Annotated in this window: 9 protein-coding genes and 1 tRNA gene; all 10 read right to left on the reverse strand. The window is 63.6% G+C overall.

Annotated features, from left to right (window positions below; all coding sequences use genetic code 11):
• Positions 1-49 precede the first annotated feature (49 nt).
• Complete coding sequence (gene rpoC, locus ABS761_RS15755) at positions 50-4,312, reverse strand: DNA-directed RNA polymerase subunit beta' (RefSeq protein ID WP_350409307.1); 4,263 nt, start codon at positions 4,310-4,312, stop codon at positions 50-52.
• Positions 4,312-8,421, reverse strand: coding sequence for a DNA-directed RNA polymerase subunit beta (rpoB, locus tag ABS761_RS15760; RefSeq protein ID WP_350409309.1), 4,110 nt, complete (start codon positions 8,419-8,421; stop codon positions 4,312-4,314). The genes rpoC and rpoB overlap by 1 nt, the downstream gene beginning before the upstream one ends.
• A gap of 161 nt (positions 8,422-8,582) precedes the next feature.
• Positions 8,583-8,966 carry a 50S ribosomal protein L7/L12 gene (gene rplL, locus ABS761_RS15765; RefSeq protein WP_350409310.1) on the reverse strand — a complete coding sequence of 128 codons (384 nt, stop codon included), beginning with the start codon at positions 8,964-8,966 and terminating at the stop codon, positions 8,583-8,585.
• A 75-nt stretch (positions 8,967-9,041) separates the two neighbouring features.
• Positions 9,042-9,566, reverse strand: coding sequence for a 50S ribosomal protein L10 (rplJ, locus tag ABS761_RS15770; RefSeq protein ID WP_350409311.1), 525 nt, complete (start codon positions 9,564-9,566; stop codon positions 9,042-9,044).
• 226 nt (positions 9,567-9,792) lie between these two features.
• The gene (gene rplA / locus ABS761_RS15775; protein WP_350409312.1) at positions 9,793-10,488 is read right to left on the reverse strand and encodes a 50S ribosomal protein L1; all 696 of its coding nucleotides are present in this window, start codon (positions 10,486-10,488) and stop codon (positions 9,793-9,795) included.
• 2 nt (positions 10,489-10,490) lie between these two features.
• A complete protein-coding gene (gene rplK, locus ABS761_RS15780) occupies positions 10,491-10,925 on the reverse strand; it encodes a 50S ribosomal protein L11 (protein WP_350409313.1) in 435 nt (144 codons plus the stop codon).
• A gap of 220 nt (positions 10,926-11,145) precedes the next feature.
• The gene (gene nusG / locus ABS761_RS15785) at positions 11,146-11,679 is read right to left on the reverse strand and encodes a transcription termination/antitermination protein NusG (RefSeq protein WP_350409314.1); all 534 of its coding nucleotides are present in this window, start codon (positions 11,677-11,679) and stop codon (positions 11,146-11,148) included.
• A gap of 8 nt (positions 11,680-11,687) precedes the next feature.
• A complete protein-coding gene (gene secE / locus ABS761_RS15790; RefSeq protein ID WP_350409315.1) occupies positions 11,688-12,068 on the reverse strand; it encodes a preprotein translocase subunit SecE in 381 nt (126 codons plus the stop codon).
• Positions 12,069-12,111: 43 nt separating this feature from the next.
• Positions 12,112-12,187: transfer RNA gene (locus ABS761_RS15795), tRNA-Trp, on the reverse strand.
• Positions 12,188-12,271: 84 nt separating this feature from the next.
• On the reverse strand, positions 12,272-12,340 hold a 69-nt coding region (locus ABS761_RS15800), incomplete at its 5' end, for an EF-Tu C-terminal domain-related protein (protein WP_078536286.1).

The raw sequence follows: 12,340 nt of genomic DNA on the forward strand, positions 1-12,340 counted from the left end.
GATCCGCCGGACGCAGGACGGCCCGTGAGGGCCGCCCCTTGCCCGGGCATCACTCGGCGGACGGTTCCTGGGCGTCGGCGACCTCCCCGCCTTCGTGGTGATCCCCGGCATCGCCCACATGGGCGACCTCGGCGGATTCCTCGAAGGGATTGGCGAGTGCGCGCGCTGCCTGGCGCTCGGCCGCCTCGAAGATCTCCTTGTCATGGCGGGCGATGTGATAGGACATGCCCGTGCCTGCCGGAATCAGCCGGCCGACGATGACGTTTTCCTTCAAGCCGCGCAGGTCGTCGCGCTTGCCCATGATGGCTGCCTCGGTCAACACCCGGGTGGTCTCCTGGAAGGATGCGGCCGAGATGAACGAGTCGGTCGACAGGGACGCCTTGGTGATCCCCAGCAGCACGTTCTCGTATGTGGCTGGCAACTTGCCATCGGCTTCCATGCGGTCGTTTTCGTTGAGCAACTCAGAGCGCTCGACCTGCTCGCCGGTGATGAAGCCGGTGTCGCCGGCGTTGACGATGTTGACCCGGCGCAGCATCTGGCGAACGATGACCTCGATGTGCTTGTCGTTGATCTTCACACCCTGCAGGCGGTAGACGTCCTGCACCTCGTTGACCACGTACGAGGCCAGCCGCTCGATGCCCTGCAGGCGCAGGATGTCGTGCGGGTCGGCCGGGCCATCGACGATCAGTTCGCCCTTGTTCACCACCTGGCCGTCGTGCACCAGCACCTGCTTTTCCTTGGAGATCAGGAACTCGTGGCTGACGCCGTCCATGTCGGTGATGACCAGGCGCTGCTTGCCCTTGGTGTCCTTGCCGAACGAAACCGTGCCGGTGACATCGGCCAGCATGCCCGCGTCCTTGGGCGCGCGCGCCTCGAACAGCTCGGCCACGCGCGGCAGACCGCCAGTGATATCGCGGGTCTTTTGCGATTCCTGCGGAATCCGCGCCAGCACCTCGCCCACGCCGACCTGCTGACCATCGCGCACGGTGATCAGTGCCCCCACCGGGAACGAGATCGCCACCGGGTGATCGGTACCGGCGACCTTGATCTCCTGGCCGACATCGTCCAGCAGACGGATCTGCGGGCGCTGGATGGTCTTGCCGGTGCTGCGGGTCTTGGGCGTGATCACGACCAGGGTCGACAGACCGGTGATCTCGTCCACCTGGCGCGCTACGGTGACCCCTTCCTCGATGTTCTCGAAACGCAGGGTACCGGTGTACTCGGACACGATCGGACGGGTCAGCGGGTCCCAGTTCGCGAGCTTCTGGCCCGCCTTGACGGCTTCACCATCGCCCACGGTGATGGTGGCGCCATAGGGCACCTTGTGACGCTCGCGCTCACGGCGGTTGTCGTCATAAATGACGATCTCGCCCGAACGCGACACCGCCACGCGGTCGCCGCTCGCATTGGTCAGGTAGCGCAGGCCGATCGCAAAGCCCACCGTGCCGGCGGACTTGGTCTCGACGGAACTCGCCATGGCCGAACGCGAGGCCGCACCGCCGATGTGGAAGGTCCGCATGGTGAGCTGGGTGCCCGGCTCGCCGATGGATTGCGCGGCAATCACGCCGATGGCCTCGCCCTTGTTGACCAGCGCGCCGCGGCCCAGATCGCGGCCGTAGCAGTGCGCGCACAAGCCATGACGCGTCTCGCAGGTGAGAGGAGTGCGGATCTTGACCTCATCCACGCCCACCTCGTCGATGAGCTCGACCAGGTTCTCGTCGAACAGGGTGCCGGCGGCAACGACGGTTTCCTGCGTATCGGGATTGACGACATCGATGGCGGCCACACGGCCCAGGATCCGGTCGCGCAGCGGCTCGATCACCTCTCCGCCCTCGACCAGCGCCTTCATCACGTAGCCGTGCGTGGTGCCGCAATCGTCCTCGGTGATCACCAAATCCTGCGTAACGTCCACGAGACGCCGGGTCAGGTAGCCCGAGTTCGCGGTCTTCAGCGCGGTGTCCGCCAGGCCCTTGCGCGCGCCGTGGGTCGAGATGAAGTACTGCAGCACGTTCAGGCCTTCACGGAAGTTCGCCGTGATGGGCGTCTCGATGATGGAGCCGTCGGGCTTGGCCATCAGGCCGCGCATGCCGGCGAGCTGGCGGATCTGGGCAGCGGAGCCCCGGGCGCCCGAGTCGGCCATCATGTAGATGGAGTTGAACGACTCCTGGCGCACCTCCTTGCCGTGCCGGTCGATCACCGGCTCGGTCGAGAGCTGCTCCATCATGGCCTTGCCGACGCGATCGCCGGCCTTGCCCCAGATGTCCACCACGTTGTTGTAGCGTTCCTGCGCGGTCACCAGGCCCGAGGAGTACTGCTTGTCGATCTCCTTGACCTCTTTGCTGGCCTGGGCCAGGATTTCGCCCTTGACCGCGGGCACCACCATGTCGCCCATGGCGATGGACACGCCACCGCGCGTGGCCAGGCGGAAGCCCGACTGCATCAGCCTGTCGGCAAAGATCACCGTCGCCCGCAAGCCGCAACGGCGGTAGGACTGGTTGATCAGGCGCGAGATTTCCTTTTTCTTGAGCGCCTTGTTCAAGGATGAAAAGGACAGCCCGTGCGGCAGGATCTCGGAGAGCAGCGCCCGGCCGACGGTGGTCTGGAAGCGGTGCAGCTCGGGCTGCCACTCGCCATTCTCGCCCTTGACGAACTCGGGCAGGCGCACCGTGATGCGTGTCTGCAACTCGACCTCGTGGTTGTCGTAGGCGCGTTGCACCTCGGCCAGGTCGGCCAGGAACATGCCCTCGCCCTTGCCGTTGATGCGCTCGCGCGTGGCGTAATACAAGCCCAACACGATGTCCTGCGACGGCACGATGGCCGGCTCGCCGTTGGCCGGGAACAGCACGTTGTTGGAGGCCAGCATCAGCGTGCGAGCCTCGAGCTGGGCCTCGAGCGACAGCGGCACGTGGACGGCCATCTGGTCGCCGTCGAAGTCGGCGTTGAACGCCGCGCAGACCAGCGGATGGAGCTGGATGGCCTTGCCTTCGATCAACTGCGGTTCGAAGGCCTGGATGCCGAGGCGGTGCAGGGTCGGGGCGCGATTGAGCATCACGGGATGCTCGCGGATCACGTCCTCGAGAATATCCCAGACCACCGGTTCCTGGCTCTCGACGAGCTTCTTGGCCGCCTTGATGGTCGTGGCCAGGCCCATCATCTCGAGACGGTTGAAGATGAAGGGCTTGAACAGCTCGAGAGCCATGAGCTTGGGCAGGCCGCACTGGTGCAGGCGCAGCTGCGGACCGACCACGATGACCGAACGACCCGAGTAGTCGACGCGCTTGCCCAGCAGGTTCTGGCGGAAACGCCCGCTCTTGCCCTTGATCATGTCGGCCAGGGACTTGAGCTGGCGCTTGTTGGCGCCGGTCATGGCCTTGCCGCGACGGCCGTTGTCCAGCAGCGAATCCACGGCCTCTTGCAGCATGCGCTTTTCATTGCGCAGGATGATATCCGGGGCCTTGAGCTCCAGCAGGCGCTTGAGGCGGTTGTTGCGGTTGATGACACGGCGGTACAGGTCGTTCAGATCGGAGGTCGCGAAGCGGCCACCGTCCAGGGGGACCAGCGGGCGCAGGTCCGGCGGCAGTACCGGCAGGACCTCCATGATCATCCAGTCGGGCTTGATGCCGGATTTCTGGAAACCCTCGAGCACCTTCAGTCGCTTGGAGATTTTCTTGATCTTGGCATCCGAGCCGGTGGCCTTGAGCTCGCCGCGCAGCTTTTCAACCTCGGCGTCGATGTCGATCGTGCGCAGCAGCTCGCGCACGGCCTCCGCGCCCATCAGGGCATGGAAATCGTCGCCGTATTCCTCGGTCTTGGACAGGTAGTCGTCATCGGACATGATCTGGCCGCGCTTGAGCGGCGTCATGCCGGGCTCGATCACGCACCAGGCCTCGAAATACAGCACGCGCTCGATGTCGCGCAGCGTCATGTCCAGCACCATGCCCAAGCGCGAGGGCAGGGACTTGAGGAACCAGATGTGCGCGACGGGGCTGGCCAGCTCGATATGGCCCATGCGCTCGCGACGCACCTTGGCCACGGTGACTTCCACGCCGCACTTCTCGCAAATCACGCCACGGTGCTTGAGACGCTTGTACTTGCCGCAAAGGCACTCGTAGTCCTTGATCGGGCCGAAAATCTTGGCGCAGAACAGACCATCGCGCTCGGGCTTGAACGTCCGGTAGTTGATGGTCTCGGGCTTGCGCACCTCGCCAAAGGACCACGAGCGGATCTTTTCGGGCGACGCGATGCCGATGCGGATCGCATCGAATTGCTCGTCTTGCGAGACTTGCTTGAAGAGATCGAGTAGCGCTTTCATTATTTACGCTCCAGATCCATGTCCAGGGACAGGGATCGAATTTCCTTGACCAGCACGTTGAAGGACTCGGGCATGCCCGCGTCGATCACGTGATCGCCCTTGACGATGTTCTCGTAGACCTTGGTACGGCCCGAGATATCGTCGGACTTCACCGTCAGCATTTCCTGCAGGGTATAGGACGCGCCATAGGCCTCGAGGGCCCAAACCTCCATTTCCCCGAAACGCTGGCCGCCGAACTGCGCCTTGCCGCCCAGCGGCTGCTGGGTGACGAGCGAGTACGGGCCCGTCGAACGCGCGTGCATCTTGTCGTCGACCAGGTGGTGCAGCTTGAGGAAGTGCATGTAGCCCACGGTGACCGGGCGCTCGAACTGCTCGCCGGTGCGGCCGTCGGTCAGCCAGGCCTGCGTGCGGCCGCTGGTGAGCCTGAGCTCCTCGGCGATCTCGTCGGGGTAGGCGATCTCGAGCATGCGGGTGATGTCCTCTTCGGTCGCCCCGTCGAACACCGGTGTGGCCAGCGGCACGCCGTTGCACAGGTTGCGCGCCATGTCGAGGATTTCGTCGTCGGACAGGCCCTCGAGCCGGACCGCCGAGCCGCAGGTGTTGTAAATCGTGTCGAGATGACCGCGCAGGGCCTTGACCTGGGCGCCACGCTCATCCTCGAGCAGGTCGGCGATGCGCCGGCCCAGGCCCTTGGCCGCCCAGCCCAGGTGGACTTCCAGCACCTGACCGATGTTCATCCGCGAGGGCACGCCCAGCGGGTTGAGCACGATGTCGACAGGGGTGCCGTCGGCCATGTGCGGCATATCCTCGACCGGCGTGATGCGCGAGACGATGCCCTTGTTGCCGTGGCGGCCGGCCATCTTGTCGCCCGGTTGCAGGCGGCGCTTGACGGCCAGGTAGACCTTGATCATCTTGAGCACGCCCGGCGGCAGCTCGTCGCCTTGGGTGAGCTTCTTGCGCTTTTCCTCGAAGGCCAGGTCGAATTGGTGGCGTTTCTGTTCGAGGGCCTCCTTGACCTGTTCGAGCGCGACCGCACCGTCCTCGTCGGCCAGGCGGATGTCGAACCACTGCCAGCGATCCAGACTGTCGAGGTACTCGGCCGCGAGCTCGGTGCCCTTGGCGAGCTTGCGCGGGCCGCCGTTGACCGTCTTGCCGAGCAGGGTCTTGCGCATGCGGTCGAACGCGTCGTTCTCGACGATGCGCAATTGGTCGTTCAGATCCTGGCGATAGCGGCGCAGTTCATCGTCGATGATGGACTGGGCACGCTTGTCGCGCTCGATGCCCTCGCGCGTGAAGACCTGCACGTCGATGACGGTCCCGATCATGCCCGAGGGCACGCGCAGCGACGTGTCCTTAACGTCGGAAGCCTTCTCGCCAAAGATCGCGCGCAGCAGCTTTTCCTCGGGGGTGAGCTGGGTCTCGCCCTTGGGCGTGACCTTGCCGACCAGCACGTCGTCGGCGCGGACTTCCGCGCCAATGTGCACGATGCCCGAATCGTCCAGGCGATTGAGCTGGATCTCGGCCAAGTTGCTGATGTCGCGAGTGATTTCCTCAGGCCCGAGCTTGGTGTCGCGGGCGACGACCGTCAGTTCCTCGATGTGGATCGAGGTATAGCGGTCGTCGGCCACGACGCGCTCGGAGATCAGCACCGAGTCCTCGAAGTTGTAGCCGTTCCAGGGCATGAAGGCGATCAGCATATTCTGACCCAGGGCGAGTTCGCCCAGGTCGCTGGAGGCGCCATCGGCCAGCACGTCGCCGCGCGCCAACACATCGCCGCGCGACACGATGGGTCGCTGGTTGATGTTGGTGTTCTGGTTCGAGCGAGTGTATTTTTTCAGGTTGTAGATGTCGACGCCGACTTCGCCTGCGACGTTTTCATTGTCGTTGACGCGAATCACCACGCGCTCGGCATCGACATGGTCGACCACGCCGCCGCGCAAGGCCTGCACGGTGGTGCCCGAGTCGACCGCGACGGTGCGCTCGATCCCGGTTCCCACGAGGGGCTTTTCAGGACGCAGGCAGGGGACCGCCTGGCGCTGCATGTTGGCGCCCATCAGGGCCCGGTTGGCGTCGTCGTGCTCGAGGAAGGGGATCAGCGAGGCGGCGACCGAGACGATCTGCGACGGCGCCACGTCCATGTAATGCACGTTGCTCGGCGCGGTCAGCATGGTTTCGCCGGCTTCGCGGCAGGCCACCAGCTCGTCGACGAAACGACCCTCGTCATCGAGATGGGCGTTGGCCTGGGCGATGACGAACTTGCTCTCCTCGATGGCCGACAGGTAGTCGATCTGGTCGCTGACGCGGCCATCGATGATCTTGCGATACGGCGTTTCAAGGAAACCATACTCATTCAGACGCGCATACAGGGCCAGCGAGTTGATCAGGCCGATGTTCGGGCCTTCGGGCGTTTCGATCGGGCAGACGCGGCCGTAGTGGGTCGGGTGCACGTCGCGCACCTCGAAGCCCGCGCGCTCGCGCGTCAGGCCGCCGGGGCCCAAGGCCGAGACGCGGCGCTTGTGCGTGATCTCGGACAGCGGGTTGGTCTGGTCCATGAACTGCGAGAATTGGCTGGAACCGAAGAACTCTTTGATGGCCGCGGAAATCGGCTTGGAGTTGATCAGGTCGTGCGGCATCAAGTTCTCGGTCTCGGCCTGGCCGAGGCGTTCCTTGACCGCACGCTCGACGCGCACCAGACCAGCGCGGAACTGGTTCTCGGCCAGCTCGCCCACACAGCGCACCCGGCGATTGCCCAGGTGGTCGATGTCGTCGATCTGGCCACGGCCATTGCGCAACTCGACCAGGATCTTGATGGTGTCCAGGATGTCTTCGTTGGTGAGCGTGAGCGGCCCCGTGCCTTCCTCGCGGCCCAGGCGGCTGTTGACCTTCATCCGGCCGACGCGCGAGAGATCGTAGGTGTCTTCGCTGTAGAACAGACGCTGGAACAGGGCCTCGACGGCCTCCTCGGTGGGGGGCTCGCCGGGACGCATCATGCGGTAGATCGCGACGCGCGCGGCCATCTGGTCGGCGGTCTCGTCGGTGCGCAGCGTCGACGAGATGTAGGCGCCCTCATTGAGCTCGTTGATGTAGAGGGTCTCGATGTCACGGATGCCGGCCACGCGCAGATCGGCCAGGATGGATTCGGTGATCTCGTCGTTGGCGCCGGCCAGGACCTCGCCGGTCTCGGGATTGATGACGTTCTTGGCCAACACGCGGCCCAGCAGGAAGTCCTCGGGCACCGAGATGTGAGTGACCTTGGCGGCCGTCAAGTCGCGCAGGTGCTTGGCATTGATGCGCTTGTCCTTTTCGACGATGACCTCGCCCTTTTTATCGGCGATATCGAAACGGGCCACTTCGCCTTTCCAGCGCTCGGGGACGAATTCCAGCATGCCGCCCTCGTTGTGCAGGGCGATGTGATCGAAATTCGAGAAATACGCGAGGATGGCCTCGGCCGTCATGCCGATGGACTTCAGCAGGATGGTGACCGGCATCTTGCGGCGGCGGTCGATGCGGAAGAACAGAATGTCCTTGGGATCGAACTCGAAATCCAGCCACGAGCCGCGATAGGGGATCACGCGCGCCGAGAACAGCAGCTTGCCCGAGCTGTGGGTCTTGCCGCGGTCATGTTCGAAGAACACCCCGGGCGAACGGTGCAACTGCGAGACGATGACGCGCTCGGTGCCGTTGATCACGAACGAACCGGTGTCGGTCATGAGCGGAATCTCGCCCATGTAGACTTCCTGCTCTTTGACTTCTTTGACGGTGGGCTTGCTGACCTCGCGGTCCATCAGCACCAGGCGCACCTTGGCGCGCAGGGGCGAGGCGAAGGTCAGGCCGCGCATCTGGCATTCCTTGACGTCGAACACCGGCGTGCCCAGCACGTAGCTGACAAATTCCAACCGCGCCATCTGGTTGTGGCTGACGATCGGGAATATCGAATTGAAGGCCGCCTGCAAGCCTTCGTCCTTGCGCTTGGCAGGTGGCGTGTCCGCCTGAAGGAAGGTTTTGAATGACTGCAGCTGAGTCGCCAGTAGGAAAGGAACGTTCTGGACGTCCTCACGCTTGGCGAAACTCTTGCGTATGCGCTTCTTTTCGGTGTACGAATAAGGCATGAGCACTCCGACTCGAGGGTTGCTTAGGCCGTCAACCACGGCCATGGTTTACGACTCCAGAGAACCCGGCTCGGCGCACGCAAGGGCATGGAACACGGGTTTTCTGGAAACGCAAAAGCCCGGGAAGGCCTTGGCGCTTCCCGGGCAGGGTGATCAAGGCCTTATTTGAGTTCGACCTTGGCACCCGCTTCTTCGAGCTTCTTCTTGGCGTCTTCGGCGGCAGCCTTGTCCACGCCTTCCTTGACGGGCTTGGGCGCGCCGTCGACCAGGTCCTTGGCTTCCTTGAGGCCCAGGCCGGTGATCTCGCGCACGGCCTTGATGACGCTGACCTTGTTGGCGCCAATTTCCGCCAGCACGATGGTGAACTCGGTCTGCTCTTCGGCAGCGGCGGCGGCACCGCCGGCGGCCGGCGCGGCAGCCACGGCGACCGCGGCGGCAGCGGCGGACACGCCGAATTTGTCTTCCATTTCCTTGATCAGCTCGGACAGGTCGAGCACGCTCATCGCGGCGACCGCGTCGAGGATTTCAGCTTTGCTTAATGCCATTTTTAGAACTCCAGATATAGGTATGAGCCAGGTTTGGTTGTCGTTCGTAACGTCGAGCAACCCACGACGGACGCCTTAGGCGGCTTCCTTTTGGTCGCGGACGGCCGCCAGGCCGCGCACGAACTTCGTGGGCACTTCGTTGAGCGTACGCACAAACTGAGCGATAGGCGCCTGCATGGTGCCCATGAGCTTGGACAGCAACTCCTCGCGCGAGGGCATCGTGGCCAGGGCCTTGACACCATCTTGGTCCAAGAGACTATTGGGCAGGGCCCCGCTCTTGATGACCAGCTTGTCGTTGGACTTTGCGAAATCGGCCAGCACCTTGGCGGCCCCGACCGGATCTTGGCTGATCCCGTAGATCAGCGGACCGGTCAACTGCGCCGAGATTCCCTCGAAAGGGGTCCCCGACACGGCACGGCGCACCAGCGTGTTCTTCAACACGCGCAGGTACACACCCGATTCACGCGCGGTCTTGCGCAATACGGTTACGGAGGCGACGTCCAGACCACGGTACTCGGCAACGATGATCGATTGGGCCTTGGCAACTTCCGCCGCGACTTCCTCGATGACCACCGCCTTTTCTTGGCGACTGAGACTCATGGTTGAACACTCCATCTAACGACGCTTGGGAGGCTCCCTCGCGTCAACCGAATGCGGCGCACCTGGTCGAGTTCGTAATGAATTCTTCCTGGGCGCCGTCTACGCTGGATCCGGCAAACGGCCCGGGATTAAGCCCGGCCCCAATACAGCGGGCCTGGGCTCCAGCGGTCTTTGACAGCGGCACCCGACCGAAGCCGGGTGCAGCCCAAAGTTCCTTGTGCCGGCCTCAGGCGGCCAGCGAAGCCACCTCGACGCGCGCGCCACCGCCCATCGTGGACGAAACAGCGACCTTGCGCAGGTAGATGCCCTTGGCCGCGGCCGGACGTGCCTTGTTCAGCGCGTCGATCAAGGCGGCAAGATTGGTTTGCAACTGCTCGACGCCAAAAGAGGCGCGGCCGATGGTGGCGTGGATGATGCCCGCCTTGTCGGTGCGGTATTGCACCTGGCCGGCCTTGGCGTTCTTGACGGCGGTCACGACGTCCGGAGTCACCGTGCCGACCTTGGGGTTCGGCATCAGGCCACGGGGCCCCAGCACCTGGCCCAGGGCGCCGACGACGCGCATCGTGTCGGGCGAGGCGATCACGATGTCGAAATCAATGTTGCCGGCCTTGATGCTGTCGGCCAGGTCCTCGAGGCCCACGATGTCGGCACCCGCGGCGCGGGCGGCGTCGGCCTTTTCGCCTTGGGCGAACACGGCCACGCGCACGGACTTGCCGGTGCCCGCGGGCAGCACGACCGAGCCACGCACGAGTTGATCGGACTTCTTGGGGTCGATGCCCAGTTGCACCGCCACGTCGATGGACTCATCGAACTTGGCCGTAGCCGTATCCTTCACCAGGGCCAGGGCCTCGGCGACGGGATAGAACTTGGTGCGATCGATTTTGGCGGCAATGGCCGCCGCACGCTTGCTCAGCTTGGCCATGATTAAACCACTCCTTCGACGTCGATACCCATGCTGCGCGCGCTGCCGGCAATGGTGCGCACAGCGGCGTCCAGATCCGCAGCCGTCAGGTCGGGCTGCTTGGTCTTGGCGATCTCCTCGGCCTGGGCGCGCGTGAGCGAGCCGACCTTCTCAGAGTTTGGGCGAGCCGAACCCTTTTGCAGGCTGGCGGCCTTTTTGATCAGGATGGTCGCCGGCGGAGTCTTCATGATGAAGGTGAAGCTCTTGTCGGCGAACGCGGTGATCACGACCGGAATCGGCAGACCGGGCTCCATGCCCTGGGTCTTGGCGTTGAACGCCTTGCAGAATTCCATGATGTTCAGCCCACGCTGACCCAGCGCCGGGCCGATCGGGGGAGAGGGGTTGGCCTTTCCAGCTGGCACTTGCAGCTTGATGAAGCCGACGATTTTCTTCGCCATGCGATGCTCCTATCGGGTACGAACGCCCGTCGCATTCGAGCGGCGGGCTCCCCGGGTGGTTAATAAACGCCCCCACACTGCGCCTTCGGCTTGCGTCCACCTCGCAGCTTGCATGCTGCTCGGATTCGTCAGGCTCGGAATAGTCCGCGGGGACTATCCCGTGTCCTGGCTCATCCCCCGAGGGGACGCTTTACCGTAGCGCGGCCTGGCGGTAAAACTGTCAGACCTTCTCGACCTGACTGAAATCCAGCTCGACCGGCGTGGCGCGACCAAAAATGGTCACTGACACCCGGATCTTGCTCTTTTCGTAGTTGACTTCCTCGACGTTGCCGTTGAAATCAGCAAAAGGGCCTTCCTTGACCCGTACCATCTCGCCCACCTCGAAGAGAACCTTGGGACGGGGTTTCTCGACGCCCTCTTCCATCTGGGAGAGAATTTTTTCGACTTCGCGCTCGGAGATCGGCGCCGGCCGGTTGCCCGAGCCACCAAGAAAGCCGGTGACGCGGTTGGTGTTCTTGACCAGGTGCCAGGTCTCGTCGGTCAAATCCATCTCGACGAGCACGTAACCCGGGAAAATCCGGCGCTCGGAAATGGATTTTCGGCCATCCTTGATTTCGACGACTTCCTCTGAGGGCACCAGGATGCGGCCAAAGGACGTCTGCAGGCCGGCACGTTCGATGCGCTCGACCAGCGCCTTGTGGACACTTTTCTCCATGCCCGAATAGACATGGACGACATACCAGCGCTTGCTCATTCGGTTCCTTAATTCCAGCCCAGCAACAGACCGTAGATGATCCAGCTCAGCAGTTTGTCGGCAACCCACAGCAACGCGCCCATCGCCACCACGAAGGCAAACACAATCCCGGTCATCTGGGTGGTTTCCTTGCGGGTGGGCCAAACCACGCGGCGCGTCTCGTTGTAGGATTCGCGCGCATACCCGATGGTGCGTCGGCCGGTCTCGCTGAACCACGCGATCAAAGCCGCCAGGACCAGGCCGCCGATGAACGCGCCCACACGCACGATCATTGGCTGGGTGTCGAATACCGAATATGCGACGATGCCCGCAGCGATCACAAGCACGGCCAGACCGAGCTTGATGCGATCGGCGGCACGGTTGACTGTTTCTACGTTCTGGTGCGACATATTCCGGATGATGGCGCCGCGGCGTGCACGGCGATATGATCTGTGGCAGGGGCAGAAGGAATCGAACCCTCAACCTTCGGTTTTGGAGACCGACGCTCTGCCAATTGAGCTATACCCCTAAAACCTCGAAAACGGTGGTGCGGTCACGCACCCCCGTTTTTGAAAGCAACGGCGGGCGGACAGCCCACCATTGTACATCAAAATTACTTGATGATTTTGGCGACGACGCCGGCGCCCACGGTGCGGCCGCCCTCGCGGATGGCAAAGCGCAG

It is taken from the genome of Castellaniella sp. GW247-6E4, from assembly GCF_040276065.1.
Taxonomy (GTDB): Bacteria; Pseudomonadota; Gammaproteobacteria; order Burkholderiales; family Burkholderiaceae_B; genus Castellaniella.